General features: G+C 56.6%; 25 protein-coding genes. 9 read left to right on the plus strand and 16 right to left on the minus strand.

Annotated features, from left to right (window positions below; genetic code table 11):
* Positions 1 to 6: 6 nt before the first annotated feature.
* Genes fliI through fliF form a run of 4 tightly spaced genes read right to left on the minus strand, consistent with a single transcriptional unit; the run spans position 7 to position 4,769 of the window.
* Positions 7 to 1,362, minus strand: a complete 1,356-nt coding sequence (gene fliI, locus K7H94_RS07700) for a flagellar protein export ATPase FliI (RefSeq protein ID WP_021509867.1) — start codon at positions 1,360 to 1,362, stop codon at positions 7 to 9.
* Complete coding sequence (fliH, locus tag K7H94_RS07705; protein ID WP_058757396.1) at positions 1,362 to 2,066, minus strand: flagellar assembly protein FliH; 705 nt, start codon at positions 2,064 to 2,066, stop codon at positions 1,362 to 1,364. The genes fliI and fliH overlap by 1 nt, the downstream gene beginning before the upstream one ends.
* Positions 2,059 to 3,051 carry a flagellar motor switch protein FliG gene (gene fliG, locus K7H94_RS07710; protein ID WP_021509869.1) on the minus strand — a complete coding sequence of 331 codons (993 nt, stop codon included), beginning with the start codon at positions 3,049 to 3,051 and terminating at the stop codon, positions 2,059 to 2,061. Before fliG ends, fliH begins: the two co-directional genes overlap by 8 nt.
* Entirely contained in the window at positions 3,048 to 4,769 is a 1,722-nt protein-coding gene (fliF, locus tag K7H94_RS07715) for a flagellar basal-body MS-ring/collar protein FliF (RefSeq protein WP_088516928.1), read from the minus strand. The genes fliG and fliF overlap by 4 nt, the downstream gene beginning before the upstream one ends.
* A 277-nt stretch (positions 4,770 to 5,046) precedes the next feature.
* Between fliF and fliE the strand changes: the two genes are divergently transcribed.
* A complete protein-coding gene (gene fliE, locus K7H94_RS07720; RefSeq protein ID WP_021509871.1) occupies positions 5,047 to 5,358 on the plus strand; it encodes a flagellar hook-basal body complex protein FliE in 312 nt (103 codons plus the stop codon).
* Positions 5,359 to 5,403: 45 nt separating this feature from the next.
* Here the strand turns inward: fliE and K7H94_RS07725 are convergent, their stop codons facing one another.
* Positions 5,404 to 5,577: a hypothetical protein gene (locus K7H94_RS07725; RefSeq protein WP_021509872.1), complete on the minus strand. Its 174-nt coding sequence runs from the start codon at positions 5,575 to 5,577 to the stop codon at positions 5,404 to 5,406.
* Between the two features lie 440 nt (positions 5,578 to 6,017).
* Positions 6,018 to 6,218: a hypothetical protein gene (locus tag K7H94_RS07730; protein ID WP_222951905.1), complete on the minus strand. Its 201-nt coding sequence runs from the start codon at positions 6,216 to 6,218 to the stop codon at positions 6,018 to 6,020.
* 537 nt (positions 6,219 to 6,755) lie between these two features.
* On the opposite strand from K7H94_RS07730, the gene K7H94_RS07735 reads away from it, so the two are divergent.
* Together K7H94_RS07735 and K7H94_RS07740 are read left to right on the plus strand one after the other, a co-directional pair.
* Positions 6,756 to 7,019: a biofilm/acid-resistance regulator YmgB/AriR gene (locus K7H94_RS07735; protein WP_031280177.1), complete on the plus strand. Its 264-nt coding sequence runs from the start codon at positions 6,756 to 6,758 to the stop codon at positions 7,017 to 7,019.
* A gap of 278 nt (positions 7,020 to 7,297) precedes the next feature.
* Positions 7,298 to 7,483: a hypothetical protein gene (locus K7H94_RS07740; RefSeq protein ID WP_022548626.1), complete on the plus strand. Its 186-nt coding sequence runs from the start codon at positions 7,298 to 7,300 to the stop codon at positions 7,481 to 7,483.
* A 38-nt stretch (positions 7,484 to 7,521) separates the two neighbouring features.
* On the opposite strand, the gene K7H94_RS07745 is transcribed toward K7H94_RS07740, so the two are convergent.
* The gene (locus K7H94_RS07745) at positions 7,522 to 8,733 is read right to left on the minus strand and encodes a diguanylate phosphodiesterase (protein ID WP_222951906.1); all 1,212 of its coding nucleotides are present in this window, start codon (positions 8,731 to 8,733) and stop codon (positions 7,522 to 7,524) included.
* Positions 8,734 to 8,976: 243 nt separating this feature from the next.
* Between K7H94_RS07745 and K7H94_RS07750 the strand changes: the two genes are divergently transcribed.
* Positions 8,977 to 9,225: a hypothetical protein gene (locus K7H94_RS07750; RefSeq protein WP_222951907.1), complete on the plus strand. Its 249-nt coding sequence runs from the start codon at positions 8,977 to 8,979 to the stop codon at positions 9,223 to 9,225.
* Positions 9,226 to 9,282: 57 nt separating this feature from the next.
* On the opposite strand, the gene K7H94_RS07755 is transcribed toward K7H94_RS07750, so the two are convergent.
* On the minus strand, positions 9,283 to 9,918 hold the full coding sequence (locus K7H94_RS07755; RefSeq protein WP_150058584.1) for a S24 family peptidase: 636 nt from the start codon (positions 9,916 to 9,918) through the stop codon (positions 9,283 to 9,285).
* 141 nt (positions 9,919 to 10,059) lie between these two features.
* Here K7H94_RS07755 and K7H94_RS07760 point away from each other — a divergent pair, with 141 nt between their 5' ends.
* The 3 genes from K7H94_RS07760 to K7H94_RS07770 all read left to right on the plus strand — a co-directional run bounded on the left by K7H94_RS07760 (position 10,060) and on the right by K7H94_RS07770 (position 11,351).
* Positions 10,060 to 10,449: a hypothetical protein gene (locus K7H94_RS07760; RefSeq protein WP_031280179.1), complete on the plus strand. Its 390-nt coding sequence runs from the start codon at positions 10,060 to 10,062 to the stop codon at positions 10,447 to 10,449.
* The gene (locus K7H94_RS07765; RefSeq protein WP_127834273.1) at positions 10,430 to 10,759 is read left to right on the plus strand and encodes a hypothetical protein; all 330 of its coding nucleotides are present in this window, start codon (positions 10,430 to 10,432) and stop codon (positions 10,757 to 10,759) included. The genes K7H94_RS07760 and K7H94_RS07765 overlap by 20 nt, the downstream gene beginning before the upstream one ends.
* Positions 10,760 to 10,841: 82 nt before the next feature.
* Complete coding sequence (locus tag K7H94_RS07770) at positions 10,842 to 11,351, plus strand: hypothetical protein (RefSeq protein WP_222951908.1); 510 nt, start codon at positions 10,842 to 10,844, stop codon at positions 11,349 to 11,351.
* 24 nt (positions 11,352 to 11,375) lie between these two features.
* On the opposite strand, the gene K7H94_RS07775 is transcribed toward K7H94_RS07770, so the two are convergent.
* Positions 11,376 to 11,966 carry an acyltransferase gene (locus K7H94_RS07775; protein ID WP_245001407.1) on the minus strand — a complete coding sequence of 197 codons (591 nt, stop codon included), beginning with the start codon at positions 11,964 to 11,966 and terminating at the stop codon, positions 11,376 to 11,378.
* A gap of 219 nt (positions 11,967 to 12,185) precedes the next feature.
* Between K7H94_RS07775 and K7H94_RS07780 the strand changes: the two genes are divergently transcribed.
* Complete coding sequence (locus tag K7H94_RS07780; RefSeq protein WP_021509881.1) at positions 12,186 to 12,452, plus strand: hypothetical protein; 267 nt, start codon at positions 12,186 to 12,188, stop codon at positions 12,450 to 12,452.
* Positions 12,453 to 12,469: 17 nt separating this feature from the next.
* Here the strand turns inward: K7H94_RS07780 and K7H94_RS07785 are convergent, their stop codons facing one another.
* The 4 genes from K7H94_RS07785 to K7H94_RS07800 form a co-directional block, all read right to left on the minus strand.
* Positions 12,470 to 12,709 carry a DinI-like family protein gene (locus tag K7H94_RS07785; protein ID WP_021509882.1) on the minus strand — a complete coding sequence of 80 codons (240 nt, stop codon included), beginning with the start codon at positions 12,707 to 12,709 and terminating at the stop codon, positions 12,470 to 12,472.
* 337 nt (positions 12,710 to 13,046) lie between these two features.
* Positions 13,047 to 13,370, minus strand: coding sequence for a DUF6388 family protein (locus K7H94_RS07790; protein ID WP_222951910.1), 324 nt, complete (start codon positions 13,368 to 13,370; stop codon positions 13,047 to 13,049).
* Between the two features lie 73 nt (positions 13,371 to 13,443).
* Positions 13,444 to 14,736: an ABC transporter substrate-binding protein gene (locus K7H94_RS07795; protein ID WP_222951911.1), complete on the minus strand. Its 1,293-nt coding sequence runs from the start codon at positions 14,734 to 14,736 to the stop codon at positions 13,444 to 13,446.
* 9 nt (positions 14,737 to 14,745) lie between these two features.
* Positions 14,746 to 16,290 carry a methyl-accepting chemotaxis protein gene (locus K7H94_RS07800; RefSeq protein WP_222951912.1) on the minus strand — a complete coding sequence of 515 codons (1,545 nt, stop codon included), beginning with the start codon at positions 16,288 to 16,290 and terminating at the stop codon, positions 14,746 to 14,748.
* A 207-nt stretch (positions 16,291 to 16,497) separates the two neighbouring features.
* Between K7H94_RS07800 and yedD the strand changes: the two genes are divergently transcribed.
* On the plus strand, positions 16,498 to 16,959 hold the full coding sequence (gene yedD, locus K7H94_RS07805) for a lipoprotein YedD (RefSeq protein ID WP_104188863.1): 462 nt from the start codon (positions 16,498 to 16,500) through the stop codon (positions 16,957 to 16,959).
* Positions 16,960 to 17,028: 69 nt separating this feature from the next.
* On the opposite strand, the gene K7H94_RS07810 is transcribed toward yedD, so the two are convergent.
* The 3 genes from K7H94_RS07810 to fliS all read right to left on the minus strand — a co-directional run bounded on the left by K7H94_RS07810 (position 17,029) and on the right by fliS (position 18,645).
* Positions 17,029 to 17,703: a class I SAM-dependent methyltransferase gene (locus K7H94_RS07810; protein ID WP_058757411.1), complete on the minus strand. Its 675-nt coding sequence runs from the start codon at positions 17,701 to 17,703 to the stop codon at positions 17,029 to 17,031.
* Positions 17,704 to 17,881: 178 nt separating this feature from the next.
* Complete coding sequence (gene fliT / locus K7H94_RS07815; protein WP_088516921.1) at positions 17,882 to 18,241, minus strand: flagella biosynthesis regulatory protein FliT; 360 nt, start codon at positions 18,239 to 18,241, stop codon at positions 17,882 to 17,884.
* A 2-nt stretch (positions 18,242 to 18,243) separates the two neighbouring features.
* The gene (fliS, locus tag K7H94_RS07820) at positions 18,244 to 18,645 is read right to left on the minus strand and encodes a flagellar export chaperone FliS (protein WP_021509889.1); all 402 of its coding nucleotides are present in this window, start codon (positions 18,643 to 18,645) and stop codon (positions 18,244 to 18,246) included.
* Positions 18,646 to 18,656 lie beyond the last annotated feature (11 nt).

Consider the following 18,656-nt stretch of genomic DNA (forward strand, 5'->3'; position numbering starts at 1 on the left):
GCGGCGTTAGCCGAACATCGCCTGCAGGTGCAGACAGGCATCGTCATAATCGCTGCGTTCAAAAATGCCCTGCTGCAGGAAAGCTTCCATCTGCGGATAGAGCTTAATGGCCCGGTCCAGCATCGGATCGCTGCCTGCGGCATAAGCGCCGACGCTCACCAGATCGCGGTTACGCTGAAAGCTGGAGAGCAACTGCTTGAACTGGCGCACGCGCGCATAGTGGGTTTCATCAATCAGCGAGGTCATGGCACGGCTGATCGACGCTTCAATATCAATGGCCGGATAGTGACCGGCCTCCGCCAGGCGACGCGACAGCACAATGTGGCCGTCGAGAATAGCGCGCGCCGAGTCGGCAATTGGATCCTGCTGGTCGTCGCCTTCGGTCAGTACGGTATAGAACGCGGTGATTGAACCGCCGCCGTGAATGCCGTTGCCGGCGCGTTCTACCAGCGCCGGCAGCTTCGCGAACACCGAAGGCGGATAGCCTTTGGTGGCCGGCGGCTCGCCGATTGCCAGCGCGATCTCACGCTGCGCCATAGCGTAGCGGGTGAGGGAGTCCATAATCAGCAGCACGTGCTGACCGCGATCGCGGAAATCTTCGGCGATGCGCGTGGCATAAGCGGCCCCCTGCATACGCAACAGCGGCGAAACGTCGGCCGGCGCGGCGATCACCACCGAGCGCGCGCGCCCTTCGGCGCCAAGAATGTTCTCGATAAACTCTTTAACTTCGCGGCCACGTTCACCAATCAGGCCCACCACGATGACGTCGGCTTTGGTGTAACGCGCCATCATGCCGAGCAGCACTGATTTCCCCACGCCGGAGCCGGCAAACAGACCCATACGCTGGCCGCGGCCCACGGTGAGCAGGGCGTTGATCGCCCGCACGCCGGTATCCAGCACATCGTGGATCGGCGTACGCTGCAGCGGGTTGAACGGCGCGGTGATCAGCGGCGCGCGGTAGCCGGTTTCCGGCGCGGGCAGGCCATCCAGCGGTTTGCCGCTGCCGTCCAGCACGCGGCCGAGTAGCTCCGGCCCCAGCAGCAGCTGTTTACCGCTGTGATCGCCGTGCACGCGGGCATACACGCGCGCGCCGGGCAGGATGCCGTCGACCTCTTCCAGCGGCATCAGAAACAGTTTCTGTCCGTTGAAGCCGACCACTTCGCTTTCCACTTCGGTAATTGTGCCGTTGTCGTGGCGCTCAATAATGCAGGTGGCGCCCAGCGGCAGCTGCAGGCCAGTGGCTTCCAGCACCAGACCGGTGGCGCGCGTCAGGCGGCCGTAGCGGCGCACCGTCTGCACCTGACTGATGCGGTCTTCAAAACTGTCGAGCGCGCCCAGCCAGCGCGAAAGGCGTGACGTCATCAGAATGCTCCCGGTGCCGCCAGACGGCACAGCTCCTGCCAGCGCGTGGCGACGCTGGCATCCAGATCGCCGTCTTCGGCGCTGAGTTTACAGCCGCCGGGATGCAGCGAACTGTCGGCCAGCAACCGCCAGCCGTGTAAATCGAGCGTTGGGCCCAGCGTCTGCTCAACGCGCTGCAGATCGTCCGGGTGCACGCGCAGCTGCGGTTTGCCGCTGAACATTGGCTCCTGCTGAATCAGCTGCTGGATCTGGCGCAGCAGGGCGCTGCCATCCACCTGCGTCGCCTGGCCAATCACCGTGCGCGCCGCTTCCAGCGCCAGCTGCATCAGGCGCGACGCAATCACGCTATCCAGCGCTTCCAGTGTGTGATGGAACTCGGTGACCAGCTGCTGCATACGCGCCTGTAACGGCGCCTGCTGCTGCTGGGCATCGGCCAGTCCCTGCTGGAACCCGGCGTCATAGCCGTTTTGCTGTGCTTCGGCGAAGCCTTTCTGATAACCTTCGCTGTAGCCCTGCGTCTGCGCATCTTTACGCATCTGCTGCTGCAGACGTTCCAGCTGCTGCTGCTGTTCATCTTCCTCGCTCAGCACGAGGTCGCTGTCCGGCTCCTCTGCCAGCAGCAGTTCAGGCTCAGGCGGCTGCGGCGCGCCTAAATCTTCAGGCTGCCAGCGCTGCCATGCACGGGCGGAAAAGGCATCAGACATAGGTTTCCTCGCCACCACCAATTACCATCTCGCCTGCTTCCGCCAGACGGCGCACGATAAGCAGGATTGCTTTCTGTTCGTTCTCCACCGCGGACATACGCACCGGGCCACGGTTGGCGAGGTCGTCGCGCAGGATATCGGCGGCGCGCGCCGACATGTTTTTGAGGAATTTCTCGCGCAGCGGCTGCTCGGCGCCTTTCAGGGCAATCAGCAGCTGCTCGGACTCCACTTCCTGCAGCAGGCGCTGAATGCTGCGGTCGTCCACTTCCACCAGGTTTTCGAACAGGAACATCTCGTCGATGATCTTCTGCGCGAGCTCGCCATCGAAGTCGCGTACTGCTTCGATAACCGCTTCTTCCTGCTGGGTTTTCATCAGGTTGATGATTTCCGCTGCGGTTCTCACGCCGCCCATCTTCGCGCGCTTGAGGTTGGTGCCATCCAGCAGGCCATTGAGCACTTCGGTCAGCTCCGCCAGCGCCGCCGGCTGTACGCCGCCGAAGGTGGCGATACGCAGCATCACATCGTGGCGCAGACGCTCGTCGAACAGCGCCAGAATATCTGCCGCCTGGCCGCGCTTGAGGTGCACCAGAATGGTGGCGATAATCTGCGGGTGCTCGTCGCGGATCAGATCCGCCGCCGCCTGCGGTTCCATAAAGTTGAGGGTTTCCATGCCGCTGGTGGTTTCGCGCGTTTCGAGAATGTCCTCCAGCAGGCTGGAGGCGCGCTCTTCGCCCAGCGCCTTGATCAACACCGAACGCAGGTAGTCGTTGGAGTTAAGGCTCAGCGCAGCAAACTGTTCGGCATCAGTTTCGAACTCGCGCAGCACTTCGGTCAGCTGCTTGTGCGAAATCTGTTTCATGCTGGCCATCGCGGCGCTGAGGTGCTGCACCTCACGCTGGTTGAGGTGTTTAAACACCTCCGCTGCACGCTCTTCGCCAATGGTCATCATCAGAATGGCGCTCTTTTCAGTACCGGTCAGACTCATAGTTCGTTACTCATCCATTCGCGGATAACCAGCGCCACAACGCGCGGATCGTTTTCAGACATATCGCGGATGCGCTGGCTCATCACCTCGGCGCTCATGCGGTTGTTAGATTTGCGCTCCTGGTCCAGCTCGTCTTTGTTGATCTGGACGCTGTAAGCGGCTTCTTCCTCACGCGCGGCAGCACGGGCAGCGGCGGCTTCGGCGGCGGCTTTCTCGGCTTCACGCTTACGCAGCAGCTGCGGACGCACCATTTTGCGGTAGAGGATGAAGGCAACCAACGCCACCAGCAGCCAGCGACCGGCGGTCATCAGCTGATCAAAGAACGACTGCTGCTGCCAGAAGGGCAGGTCGCCGCCGGTTGGCTCGGTGGTGTTGAACTGCGAGTTCACCACGTTGACGCTGTCGCCACGCGTTTGCGAATAGCCCATCGCTTCGCGGGTCAGATCTTCAATCTGCTTAATCTGCTGATCGTTCAGCGCCACCGCTTTGCCTTTGCCGTCATCGCGGTAGTTGACCACCACGGCGACCGACAGGCGCTGCACGTCACCGACGTTGAGTTTGGTGTGACGAATGGTGCGATCCAGCTCGTAGTTCACCGTGTCGTTGCGGCTGGAGCTGCTCGGGCCGCTGCTCTGCGCGGTGCTGGTCGAGGTGCCGGCATTCTGCGCGTTGTTGTTGTTCTGCTGACCGTTAGCGTTGTTATTGTTCTGCTGCTGCGGGTTGGTGACCGGCGCGGTATTGGCCGGCGCAGGCTGATTCGACAGCGCACCCGGCACGCCGCCCGGATACGGGCTGCCGTTCTGATCGTTGGTACTGGTCTGGCGTGAGCGAATCGCCGTGTTATTCGGGTTCGCATTCGGCTGGTACTTCTCGTCCGTCTGCTCGCTGCGGTCAAAGTTAATCTGCGCGGTCACCTGCGCATGCACATTACCCTGACCGAGAATCGGATTCAGAATGGCTTCAATGCGCTGCTGATAGCGTGCTTCCACTTCGGAGGCGTATTTCAGCTGGGCATCGTTAAGATCGCGGCCTTCGCTGTCGGAGCGCGTCAGCAGACGACCCGCCTGATCGACCACGGTCACATTGCCCGGTGGCAGACCGGCTACGCTGCTGGAGACCATGTGCTGAATCGCCTGAATCTGGCCCTCATCCAGCGCACGGCCCGGTTGCAGGTTCAGCGTTACTGAGGCAGACGGGGATTTTTGCTCGCGCACGAACAGCGTCGGTTTTGGCATCGCCAGATGCACGCGCGCGCTCTTCACCGGTCCAAGCGTTTCGATGGTGCGCGCCAGCTCACCTTCCAGCGCACGCTGGTAGTTAATCTGCTCACTGAACTGGCTGATACCAAACTTCTCTTTATCCATCAGCTCAAAGCCTACTGAACCCCCTTTCGGCAGTCCCTGCTGGGCAAGGCGCAGACGCAGCTCATGCACTTTATCGGCGGGCACCATCAGGGCGCCGCCGTTTTCAGCGAACTGGTAAGGGATGTTCATCTGGGTGAGCTGGGTAACAATCGCGCCGCCATCCTCATCAGAGAGGTTGTTATAGAGAACGCGATAGTCGGGCGCTTTGGCCCACAGCACCAGCGCCAGAACCACGGCGATAGCGGCCGCGGCAGCAACGATTAATGGAATACGCGGATTTGCGCGCAGGCGGGCGAGAAGGTCATTAAAGCCTTTCTTTGCTGTATCCTGTGTGGCGGCTGCACTCGCATTCATGACCAATTCCTGCCTGACATAATTGACCGGGTGTATGTAGGTGACAAAACTGACTCCCTGATACGCATCCCCGCCCGTTGATGCCGTGTTGCTGGCCGACGGGGTAGGGGAAAAAATGAAATTCCAATCTAATGCCTGGCATTATTTGATGAATCGTGTCACTTCGATGGCTGGATAAGCCGGGTTTTTTGCAGTCATTTAGCGCCTTTGTCCTATTGACAGTGTGTTAACTTTTCCTCCGTGAAAAAAAGAACCCTTCATCTATGAGGTACAGGCAATGTCAATTCAGGCAATTGATGGCGTACTGCAGCAGCTGCAGCTGACGTCACTGCAGGCCAGTGGCAAACCGACCGAGTCCGCCAGTCAGCTCGATTTTGGTGCCACCATGAAAGCCGCGCTGGATAAAATCAGCGCCACCCAGACCGCTGCGCGCAGTCAGGCGCAGGATTTTGAGCTGGGTAAACCGGGCATCCAGTTGAATGATGTGATGGTCGATCTGCAGAAATCGTCGATTTCGATGCAGATGGGAATTCAGGTGCGTAACAAGCTGGTCAATGCCTACAGCGAGATTATGAGCATGCAGGTTTAGCGGCGCGCAATAAAAAACCGCCTGAAAGAGGCGGTTTCGTCAGGGTCAGGACAGTGACAGTTTCTCGCTGATCGCCCTGTAGCCTTGCTCAGCAAAACGTTGCTGACTGATGGCATCGTTTTTGGTGGGTTCAAACCAGGCACCGTCTTCACGGATAGAGAAAAACCAGATTTCGGGTTCTTCATCGCCACGCTGTACCCAATAAAATCCTTCCTGCATTATCATGTCCTCCTCACAGGAATATAGTTCAGCTACGCTGCGCTTAACAGCGTAACTGACAATATTCTCACCTGCAGACGAAAACTTAAGCAGAGTGTGACTCTTCCGGTGGCGTCAGTTTGCCACTCAGGAGTTTAAAACCGGCAGATTTAAAACGAGGCAGAGAAAGCGGTATCGGCTCCATCGGGCGATAAAAGCCGCGTCCAGCATCCCAGTACCATACCTCAGGCTCAGTTGTGCTGCTGCCTACCCAGTAAAAACCCGTTTCCATTAGTGCTCTCCAGAAATGAATGAAGGCACGCCTTCTCTAATTTCCGCAAAATAATGTCTTAATTAAACTCAATGATCAATCTCGGTTGCCGCTTCGCTTATTAACGCCAGCAGTCAGCGGCCGCGAAAATAACATCCGGTGGGTCGGTCCAGATATCATCGAAGGCAATTTACTGATCCTGATAAGGATCTTTTTTGTCATCCTGACTGTCATCGCGCGTACGCGGGATTTCACCGTGCTCACGAGCGTCATCCTGGGCTGGATGGTCATCCTCTTCATAAGCATTACCTGCATGCGGTGCGGCTTCCGGTAAACCTTTGTGCACCTCGCCCTCGTCTTTACGCTCCTTATTGGTTTCGTGTTGTTTCATCTCTCTCTCCAGCAGGGGTTTTGTTGTGATGAATTTTAGCTGATCGCTGGCCGTTTCTGGCGGCCGTAATCGTTTTCACACTCTACACGCAGAACGGCTAAATTGTACAGTTTTGCAAAGTTGTACAAGTTTATGGGGGCTGTATAGAAGTGTGTGAGTCAGCGAGGGGAGAAAAAAATTTGTTGAGCAGAAAGAGGGGGTTAGCACAGATTCTGATATTTTATTCAGGTTAACTGCATGATTTTTCCTGTGAAAATGGCGATTTATTGTGGGAAAGAATGGCGAAATTGTTGTGCAAATCTCCTCTGACCACACGAAATGCTAACGGAATTGTTGTACAAGTTTACCATCTTTGTATAACTTCTCGGTTGTGGCAGTCAGTCACACGTAACGAATGATGCTTTGCATCGCCTCTGAAGGTGTTGTGGATTTCCACTTTCAGAGGCTGCTTTTTTACCTGTGCTGATTCAAAAATTTAACCTGAGTAACCGATTAATCACTGCAGTTTGCACTGCAGCTCACCCGATGAGGCTTGTTATGGAACAGAATGCATTGGCGTCAACAGAGTCTCAATTGTCAGAATATTTCCAGCACGCGGATTCAGAATATGCCAGTGAAAAAGAGATCATTGCGCTGATTTATAAGCAACTGGCAGCGGTGAAACTGCGTGTGAGCAATAAAGATATTATTCTGGCGCTGCTGGAGCGATTAGAGTCTGAACATGACGTGGTTCAGCTGGATATTTATCGCCAGGCACTGGAACTTATTGTTCAGCGTACCCCTGACGATATTGCCTCCTGAATTCTTGTGTCTGCTGTTCTCCACTCCATTGCCGTAACACGGATGTTAGCTTGCCTGTCTGCTTCGCCCCTTAGCTTAGGGGCATTTATTCTTTTACCGCCTCGTTTATTATCTGAATAAGCCCAGCGTTAAGTGCCCGGTCGCTTCTCTTATCTGCTACAGTAATTAGCTGGAGTAAGCTTTCATGCAAGCAGGGTTACTCATTACGCCAGAGGGCGTATCACTTTATCGGGCACGCATGAATGTCTGATTCGCGGCGCAGGCCGCTGGGCAAACCTATGAATGATGGTTATTACTGGATTAAAGATGGCGAGCGTCATCCGGAAGTGTGGCTGTACCAGAAGCAGTTTGGCTGGTTCCGCCCGTGCAGCGCGGTGCCAATGACGCAGCGCACGTTTGAGCTGATGAAATACGTGGTGCTCAGTGAACGGCTGGAGGAACCGGCACGCGAGACTGAGTGTTAAGCGCGTGACCGCCGTAATTACGGCGGTCAGCGTGTGAGTTACTTGATCTCCGGCCAGGCCACTGCCGGAAAACCATTAAACTGCGGACGGGCAAACAGATAGCCCTGGAACTGACTGACACCCACCGCTTCCAGCCACATCCACTCCTCGGCTTTCTCCACGCCTTCAGCAATCACCGCGATCTCCAGCGAAGCGCAGCACTTAATAATGGCATGCACAATCGCCTGTTTTGGACCGCTTTTGTGCACGTCACTGATGATTTCCCGATCGATTTTGATCTTATCCGGCTGGAATTTAGACAGCAGCGACAAACCCGCAAACCCGGCACCAAAGTCATCCAGTGCCAGGCTGATACCCGCCGCCTTAAGTTTTCTTACTTCTGCTGTAAACTCTTCGGCACGCGAGATGATTTCATTCTCCGTCACTTCCACCACGATCTGCTCCGGTACCAGATCGTTGGCCGCGATTTCCTGCAGCAGGAAATCCACCGCATTCGGGACGGTGACCAGCGACATCGGCAGCAGATTGATGGTCAGCGTCTGCTCGCCGAGGCCGAGATTTTTCGCCAGGTTGAAGGCCAGACTCTTGGACTGAATATCGGCGTGGTAAATCGCATCACCGCCAAACGCAGAGAAGTACTCCTGCGGTGAACCGCCGTCCGGCGTGCGAATCAGCGCTTCATAGGCCGTGATACGCCGCGAGAAGGGATCGACAATCGGCTGAAACGCAAACCGGCAATCCTGTACATAGTGCTGCAGACTCTCCAGCTGACGCTGACTTTCCGCATCAGTAATAAATTCCCAGGTATTGGCCGGCGGGATCTCGAAATAGTTCTCTTTTTCCCGCGCCTCAACGAAGGTGCGCAGGAACTGCAGTGCACGGTCGTCATAGGTGAGCTGGTAACGCGAAGTGCCTTTATCCAGCACCGCCTGTAGCACGCTGGATTTGTCATGCTCGCGCAGGTCAAACAGCTCCATACCTACGTTACCAAAGCGCCGGGCTGGCGCGAAGTCATGCATCAGCTCCACCAGATTGTGATGGCGGGCGTCACGGCAGATACGGTCGTAAATGCCCTGAACGGCCTGATCGGGCCCTTCAAGCAGCTGGAAGAAATGTCGTCCATCAAACAACAGAATGCCGGTGACATCTGAAACTTCGTTTTTCTTATTGGCTTTGCCAACCATATCCTCCAGCGTTTTGATGGGAACGTGATCATAGAGGTGGCTGCGGTAAAGGATGGTAGTCAGCATGAGATTGTCCGGCGCTATCGTTATTTTGCCTTACATTAACAGCCAGACGGCAGGATCTGTCCAGCGCTGAGACGCGTGATCGTTAACTATTTTATAAAATTCCACTTAACCGAAGCGGCTGGCGGCTCACGCCAGGGGGAATTTTTACTCAACCGCTGGCCAGCGAGGTTAACGATAAATAAATTCGATTGAAAGGATAAATGAAAAGCGTATCGTTAGCCGGGTTAACCGGAGGTGATAAAGATGTTGCGTGATTATTTGAAGATTGATGAAAGCGATCGTTTAGTTGAGCAGAGCTTGTTAAGCCTGCATAACCGTGGACAGGAAGATGTCACCGAATGGCACATTGTCGGTGCCAACGGTGAGCACAAGGGCAGCGTGGCGCTGTTCGATAAACTGAGTAACCGTCGCTCTTATCGCGTTAGTTACCGTATAACGCAAACCGATCCCGAGGGAAGGGTGATCGTCGATCATCTCACCGACACGTTGTGATTTTTGCCGTAGTCTTTTGTTGGATTTGACCCGCCGCGTGGCGGGTTTTTTGCTGCTTCAGCGGCTGCCGCGCCGCCGCATTTCCACCAGCGTGCCAATCAGTTCCAGCGTACTTTTCTGACTCTGCTGCACGGGAAAATCTTCGTTCAGCGGCCGTAACGAGAAAATTTGCTCGTCGTGCATCCGAATAATTCGCACCATCGCGACGTTGTCTACCCGCGCCAGCACCACATCGCCCGGCTGGGGCACGCGTTGCGGATCAAAGATCAATCGGTCGCCGGCGCGATACGCCGGGTTCATGGCGTCATCTTCCAGCGTAACCGCCAGCGCACTGTCGCTCAGCGCTTCGTCACTGTAAAGAAAGCGGACGGCCTGCTGCTGCCACTGCAGTCGCTGCTCATCCAGCCAGTCCGCGGCCTGCACCAGCGTGACCAGCGGCACGGCAGTGAGAGCGGGGGAAGCGTGCGTACTGGCAAACGGCTGGCCGTCGCCATCAATAATCCACGCCGCGCTACACTGCAGCAACTCCGCCAGCCGCAGCAGATGCTCACCACGCGGCACCGTCTCTTCTTTCTCCCACTGCGAAACCGCAACGTGCGACACGCCAATGCCATTGGCCAGCGCCTGCTGCGTTAATTTCAGTGCCTTACGGCGCTGGCGAATGCGCTCACCACCAGATTCTTTTTTCATCATCTTGACAACTCCTCCAGGCTTGACTTAAGTATACTTAAAATCATTATTTAAAGTAAACTTAAATATGCCGCTGGCCGAGATACTGGCGAGGGAGGTCAGCGGGGTGTCCGGCTAACCCTCGCCAGGTGAGAGAGGTAGGGCATGGAGAGTAGTTTGGTCACCAGCGTAGGCGCACTGCTGCTTGGCGGTGGCGCGGCAGCGGTGTTCTGGAAACCCCTGATGGCGGGGATCGCGTCTATCGTCACCAGCAATCGCGCGGGCGGCGAGATCATCACCAGCTACAAAGAGCAGGTGCTGCTTCTCAAGGAGAGCCATGCGCTGATGCGCCAGGAAAACGATGAACTGCGTATCCGTCACGACAAAAACCTGCGGCGTATCTCATCGCTGGAGACCGATCTGCGTTTAATCAAGAACGCACTCGGTATCCTGCTGGCGACCACCGAAGCCGAGCACAGCGATAAGTTTCGCAGCCAGATAAATCAATTGATCACCACTCTGGAGGAGAACCGCGATGGTGCAGATAAACAGTGAACTGCTGGTGCGAAGCCACCGCCGTCATCTGATGCTGGGTGGCCTGCTGATGCTGTTATCGCTGCTGTGCGTGGCGATGACGATTCTGTTTCTTTACGTCAATAACGACGCCAACCGGCGCGTGGAGGAGATTCGCCAGCAGTACCGGGCGATCTCCGATCGACGCGAAGCAAAGGTCGCCGAACTGACCAGCCAGCTGGTTGAGCTGCAGAAAAAGCTGGATGCTCAGCCGCCGCGCAGCGCCAGCCACACCTCAACGCCCTCCACGCCGCCGGCCGGGCAGCAAACCGCGCCACAGCCGCGGCGCTAAGGAGGACCAGATGCGTATTACCGAGCGGATCGCAGTCCGTTTGCATCAACTGCGGTCTTTATTTAGCAATAAGGAGAAAATTATGAGCGATCAAACTGTCATCAACCCAACCAGCGCTGCGGCGCAACAGGCATTGTCACCGCTGGAGAGTTTTGCCAACGAAACGGCCAGCGCGCCGGCTGCCGCTAACAGCGCAGCTGATAGCGTTACCCAGCCAGCAACGCCGCCGGCAGCTGCAACGACAGCTGCGCAACCGGCAGCGCCCGCCAGCGCTGAGCAACCGTTTCATGCGGATGCCCCGGTCGATCTCGATCAGCAGCTGGCAACGCAGGATACGCTGGCGAACGGCTCGGCCAGCGCAGGCGCCTCGGCGGCCGCCACGCCTGGCGTGCGCAACGCGCAGACCGCCGCACCGGTTGTTGCCCCTGACGCGCCGGTGGCTGCGACCGCCGCCAGCGATGCGGTGGCGCAGGATATCAGCGCCGGGGTGAAGGACTTTGTCCAGGCCTTCAGCTTTGTTGAACAGGGCGTGCTGAAGCTGGGCAGCGCCGCGAAGGATGAACTGATTGCGCTGGCGAAGAAGTATCTGTAATTCAGACGGGCAGGGATGCCCAGGTCACCCGTTCGGTCGCGTGATCTGCTTTTCCAGTTCCTGCGGATTTCGCTGCCGGCTATTAATCTTTTTAGCGGGCGAGCCGAAGTAGATCGACCACGCTTCGGTATCGCGCGTTATCAGTGAATTGGCGCCTACCGCCGTTCCCTCTGCCAGCGTAAGGCCTGGCATAATAATGGATTGCGAACCGACGATAACATGTCGGCCCAGCACCACTTTCCCCGAGGTGACGCCGGTCAGGTGGGCAGGCACGGTGGGATTGGTCATGAATTCCCCACTGTAGTCATCACTTTTCGAGTAGATTTTTACGCCCTGTGAAAGCCCCGAGAAATCCGCCATTTCCACACCGGCACCCGCCAGTACGGCGCAGTAACTGCCAATATGAATGTAGGAGCCAAGCGTCAGATACCCATCGCCGGCAGCCACGAGGGTCGAGAATCCGTCGATGCGCACGTGATCGCCAAGGGTGATATTGTGCAGGCCAATAATGGTGCAGTTTTTTGCCACCATGACCTGCCTGCCGACGTGTTTGAAGCCGAAGCTGTTCAGCTCATGTTCGGTGTAATAACCAGGATTGAAAGGTTCTGTCGACACAGTGCATTCTCCGGATGATCGGGGCTGGGGTGCCATTATAGGTGCGAAGGCAACAGTCTGTAGCGGAAGAAAAGCGCTAAATCTAACGTCAATTCATCGCAATCAGCCACGAATGGAGACTAAGTTAAGATAATTCTGCAGGCGGCTTCGCTATTATCTGCTAACTTTAATTGCTCAGGCGTTATTTTAACTGGCTTTATCAGCAAAAAGGAAAATAGCATGAGTGATACAGAGGCAATCAAAACCAAAACTGACTACCTGCGTGATGTCACCTCACAGCTAAAAGAGATGCGTCACTATGCGCAGACCAACACTGAGACGCTTTCCAGCCACTGGCTGGCCTTTGATGCCGGGGAGTATAAGGATAAAGAGTACGCCACGCGTTTTGATGCGCTGATCAACAAGCAGGGACAGCTGCTGGATGATATCGATCAGGCGATTCAGGATCTGGAAATCGCCATCAATCACAGCGAGCAGGAAAGCTAAACGCGGCTGCTGGTGGCCTAATCGGCCACCAGCCACATCTCGGCTTCATCGAACATCTCTTCAACAATACGCGCAATCGTCGCCTTGTCGTTTTTACTCATATCGGTTTCGATGGCGTTTCGCTCCATCGGCTTAACCCGCACCTCCAGATCCGGAAAGACGCGCTGCACGCGTTTCTCCAGCTCCTGCAAAATCATTTCCCGCGCGCCCGGTAATCCGGCTACGTTGCGCTTGTCGTAAATCAGCTCCACAAACATCAGGGCATTCCAGTAATCAAAGTGGGAGCGTCATATTACTGTAAATAAAACCAGTGACAAGCGGCAGGGCGGCAATTATTTTCATACGGGTGAAACAGCGCGGCGTAAAGATGCAACGACAGGGGAGTAAAGCGGGCAAAAGCAGAGGGCGCACGCAAAAAATCGAACCTCTGGAGGTGGAAATCCAGCAACACCTCCAGAGGCGGTGCAATAGCACCTTTCGTTCAAGGACAATCGACGACAGTCGTCGTGAGTATTAAGTTATACAACTTTTCCCATCTTGTACAACTTTTTCCCCGGAAATTTCTCTCCGATCGCCTTTTTATCAGTACATCGCTTATAACTCGTTCTTAATACAGAACTCTTCCCACGTCATACCCAGTGCTTCCGCGTGAGATTTCAGATAGGTTTCAATCGCTTGTGCAGCAACCGCTTTATCCGGTTCCGCCAGCTGGATGGAGAACAGCATGCCGTCGAGCTTCTTCTGCCGCAGAAACGTGGCATAGATGCGCTCGGCGTGCCACGCGCGCAGTTCACGCAGGGACATATTGGCGGCGCGCGCATCACTCTCACTCAGTTCATCCAGCGCGGACTGAAAATCAGGGTGGGCGGTGAAAAACAGGCTGCGGGCCAGGGCGTAATACTCTTCAGGGGTTTTCATTCGGGGGTTCCTGCCGGTCAAATTGCGCGTTAGTGTAACCCGCACACGGCGACTTGTCAGGAACCCCGAATGTTTACTGCTGTGCGGCTTGCAGGCGCGTCACGTCCTGCTGATTTTTTTCCAGCGTTTGGTCCACCGTCAGCTTGCCCTGCAGCAGTGCTGCCAGATTCTGCCCGACGGCGTTACCCATCTGATCAAAGCCAGCAATACTGACGTACTGCACACCGGTGTAAGGTACGGTATTCAATGTCGGTTGATCGACGGTGGCGGATTCAATCGCGCTGCGCACCTGAGCGGCGTAAGGCGCCAGGCGCTGATAGTTTGGCTGCTGGTAGGTGGAGTTGCGGCTGCCGGGTGGCACCGCTCCCCAGCCGACGGTATCCGCAACCTGCTGAATACACTGCCGCGAGGTCGCCCAGCTGATGAAGTCCACGGCGGCGGCGCGCTGCGGTGAGTTAGCCGGTACCGCCAGCGCCCACGACCACAGCCAGTGCGAGCCGTTGCGCGTAATGCCGCCCGGCGCCGGCGCAAATGCCAGCTTGTCCGCTACCAGCGAAATCTGCGGGTTAATCAGCAGGCCGGCGGCGACGGTACTGTCGATCCACATCGCGCATTTTCCCTGTGCGGTAAGACGCAGGATCTGGCCAAAGCTATTGCTGGCCGTATCCGGCGGACCGTCTTGTTTCACCATCGCCAGATAATCGGTCAATACCTCACGCCACTCTGGCGAATTCAGCGTTGGCTGCCAGCGATCGTCAAACCACTGCGCACCATAGGCGTTGGCCATGGTGGTGAGCAGGGCCACGTTATCGCCCCAGCCGGGCTGGCCGCGCAGGCACAGGCCATTGATACCGTGCTGAGGATCGGTGAGTTTCGCCGCGAAATTTTTGATGTCGGTCCAGTCGGGATCGTCCGGCATGGTCAGCCCTTTCGCCGCAAACAGATCTTTGCGGTAATAGGTCATGCTGCTTTCCCCGTAAAACGGTAGCGCGTACAGCGTTTGCTGCCAGGACAGTGCTTTGCGCACCGGCGTCAGCAGATCGCCGCTGTCATACTCTGGCGGCAGGTTATTGAGCGGCGCCAGCCAGCCTTTTTTACCCCACAGCGGTGCTTCATAGGTACCCACGGTAATCACATCAAATTTTGCGTCACCGCTGTTCATGGCTGCCAGCACCGCCTGGCGCAGGGCGCCATCATCCATCACGTGCCATTGTAGTTTCACGTCCGGATGCTGCTGTTCGTAACGGCTCGACAGCTGCTGCATGATAGTCATGTCACCATTGGCAATGGTGGCGATATTGAGCGTGGTGGCGGCCTGGCTGAGCAGCGGCAGCGCGGCCAGCAGCGCGATTATGGTACGCTTCATGGCGGCTCCTTATGGCTGCTGCAGGCGGAAGAATGCCATTTTTTCCACCAGCAAACCGGCATGCTGGCTCACCGTCTGGCTGGCCGCGCTGGCCTGCTGCACCAGCGATGCATTCTGCTGGGTGGCGCCGTCCATCTGGATTACTGCGGTGTTCACCTGCTCAATACCGCTGGATTGCTGGCGGCTGGCCACGGCGATCTCGCCAACGATATCCACCATGCGCGCCACGCCGTGGTTGATGTCGTTGAGCATCTCGCCAGAGCGCTGCACCAGCGCGCTGCCGGCTTCGACTTTACCTACGCTGGCATCGATCAGCGCCTTGATCTCCTGTGCGGCACCGGCCGAACGCTGCGCCAGCTGTCGCACCTCTGACGCCACCACCGCAAAGCCGCGTCCCTGTTCCCCGGCGCGCGCCGCTTCCACCGCCGCATTCAGTGCCAGCAGGTTGGTCTGGAAGGCGATTTCATCAATCACGCGGTTGATATCCGCGATGCGCTTGCTGGAGGATTCAATCTCCTCCATCGCACTCACCGCGTCGCGCAGAACACCGCTGCCGCGCTCGGCCTGATGGCGCACATCGCTTGCCAGCTCGTTGGCCTGCGCGGCGTTGTCCGCGTTGTGTTTCACCGTGGCGGTCATCTGCTCCATACTGGCCGCAGTCTGCTCAAGCGAACTGGCCTGCGCATGGGTGCGCTCCGACAGATCGTCGTTGCCATCCGCCATCTGGCGTGCCGCATCGCTCAGTGCATGGGCACTTTCGCCCACCTCGCGCACGATCTCTGCCAGCCGCACATCCATGCGCAGCAGCGCCTGCATCAGTTCACCCATCTCATCGCGCGTTACCGTACCGATACGGTGATTGAGCTCGCCGCCGGCAATGGCATCCGCCAGTTCGCGCGCCTGGGCGATGGAACGGTTAATCGAGCGGATCAGCAGCCAGCCGGAGACCAGCGCCAGACTCAGACCCAACAGCAGGATGGCGATCAGGCTATTGCGTGCCAGCAGGTAGTCGTGGTTGCCCTGTTGCCAGGCCGTCTGCGCATGCTGCCGCATCAGCGCATCCAGCTGGTCAATGTCCTGCTGCAGCAACTGGCTGCCGCTGCGCAGGCGGGTTTCGATGACCACCAGTGCGGCGGACGGATTACCGCCTTTCAGCAGCTCACCGGCTTCATGCAGCGCACCCTGCCAGCCGTCGAGATGGGTCAGGAAGCGCTGGCTCAGCGGTTTGGTCTGCGCATCAAACGCCAGCTGCTGCCAGGTATGGCGATCGGCGTTGATTTGCTGACCGTACTGCGCAATGCGCGCCAGGCGTTTTTCCACTTCACTGCTGTCGGTCCAGTAGCGCAGCGCATCGAACAGGGTAGCGGATTGCTCCTGCACCATGCGGTACAGGCGTGAAGAGTATTGCAGCGGGAGCAGCTCGTTCTGATAGGCATTTTGCGCGCGCTGATCGGCAGCGCGCAGGCCGATAATTCCCCAGACGGCAGCAATAATCAGTAACAGGCACAGCAGGCTGACAATCGCAGCCAGACGTGCGCGAAGGGTCAATCGCATAACAGCGTTCTCCGAAACCAGGGTGAGTAAGTCGTCAATATTGTTATGGGTGCAGGTGCTTTAGACTTCACATCAGGTTATCGGCGAAGAGTTGAACAGCTTGAGGGCGCCGGAGAAAGAGAAGGGGGATTCCACCGCAGATACCTTGCGTCACGCCGGGAAAACATTATAACGTAGCCGCCATTGATGCGAGTGTAGGGACCGAAGATGAAAAAGTGGATGGTACTGGCCGCGCTGGCGCTGAGCGGCTGTGCGCAAATCAACAGTTATGACGAAGCGGTAAAAACCCCGGCACCGCTGGAACTGCAGGGTAACTGGCAGACGATGGGACCGCAGAGCAAGCTGATCAGCAGCGAGGCCATGGCCAGCCTGATCGTCAGCGCTGATGGCGCTACCCTTGACTGCCGCCAGTGGCAGCGGGTGATTGCCAAACCGGGCAAGCTGACGCGCCTGGATGATGACTGGGTTAACGTTAACCGTCAGGCGCGCGTGATGCCGCTCTCGCTGGAGAACGGTGAACTGCACTACGATGGCCTGACGCTGCGTAAAGTGGATCGCCCAACCGTCGAGTGCCAGCAGGCGCTGGACGAAGTGGCAAAGCGTCCTGGCGACGCGGTGATTCAGGATATTGAGCCGCAGATTCTCAGGCCGGTCACGGCAGAGAAATAAAGGACAGAGCTGAAATGCTTTTCTTCCTCTCCCGGCTGCGGGAGAGGACATTTCATCAGGCTGGAACGGTTATCGCTTCTGCAATAAATAGCTGTTTTCAAAGCCGGGCAAACTGCCAATCACATCGAACCCATTAAAATAGCCACCCGCGCGTAATAAATCCACAGCAGGACCGACCTGCGGTGAATACTGGTGATCGCGATAATCGTCAAAGACGATAAAGCCGCCTTGCACCAGGGTGGGCGAATATAACAGGAAATCGAGCAATACATGGCGGCCTTCGTGTCCGCCGTCAATATGCAGTAATACGGTACGCGGATTAAGGGCCTGCACCCGCTCAATACTTAATTCAGAGTAGCCACGGATGAGATTAACCTGGGGAAACAGCTTTTCGTGATAAAAGCGCAGCTCACTTTCCTGATTTGCCAGCTCCATGGGATCGATGCTGATAATGCGACGTTTATGCTGGCAAATCTCATTCATGAAAGCCGTCGATTTCCCTTTCCACACGCCGATTTCAATGATGTCACCCGCTACATTATTATGCTCGAGTAACCAGCAAAGATAACCCAGGCATTTTACATGGCTATGGAAAGAGAGCTCACGGCGCGCCATGGCCAGTTCTGCCGGTAATTCTGCCTGCGCCTGTGCCAGAGCATCACCGACCTTATCCCAGGTGTCATCGATGAGCTGCTGTATTTCAGGCTCCTGAAAAAAAACTTTTAAATCCGCGATATCGAGCATGTCGTTGCCTTATAAAGAGAGAATACAGCCGGCAAGGCTGAAAAGGTCTGCGTTAAATGTGCCACAGTTGCCATCATTCAAGGCGGTAATAAGGCTCAGTTTAAGGGGGTAATTAAACGCTTAGCATGGCGGGGGCGGTAAGAATCCAGGGAGAACAGCGTCTCCCTGACAGAGAGGATTATAAATCGCTGGGATAAAGCACCTGACTGGAAAAACGACCATACGCGTTGGTGACTTTCTGTTGCTGCGTGGTTTGCTGGACCAGCGAACGCAGTTCTTCCATGCGGGTCGCCATCAACTGCTTAATCTCAAGCTCATTGTCCATCACCTGCTTCAGCATGGGCCGTAACTGGACACGCAGCGCAGCAGGCAGGGCGGAGGTATCGCGGTCGCGCGCTACGTGCGTAACGCTGCTCACGTAAACTGCCTCATTGGCCACTAAATCATCCCAGTGCCCCTGGCGCGCCTGTTTCAACATCTGATTACTCAGGCTGAGCAAACGCTGATACCCCTGCAGCAGGTCGTTATCTGAAGTCATGGTTACGCTTCCTGGACGGCGTGTGGACCAATTTGTTTCCACGCGTCGGCAATGTTGCTTAGCAAGCGCTCAACTTCCGCAATCGCTGCCGGATCGTTGTGCAGGTTGGCTTCCAGCAGACGGCGGGTCATGTACTCGTAAAGATTATCCAGATTGGCAGAAATCTCTCCACCGGCTTCATGATTCAGCCCGGCGCGTAAGCCATTAGTAATGATATTAATTGCTTTCGACAGCGCCTGGCCTTTACCGGGAATGTCGCCCTGATCCATCAAAATGGTGGCTTTCTTCATGGCGCTGAGCGCGCCATCAAACAGTAAAACCACCAGCTGATGTGGGCTGGCGCTTAACACGGCACTTTCCAGACCGACCTGTGCGTAGGCCTGCGTTCCCGATTTAGCGTACATATTTAACTCCT

It is taken from the genome of Pantoea dispersa (assembly GCF_019890955.1).
GTDB classification, from domain to species: domain Bacteria; phylum Pseudomonadota; class Gammaproteobacteria; order Enterobacterales; family Enterobacteriaceae; genus Pantoea; species Pantoea dispersa.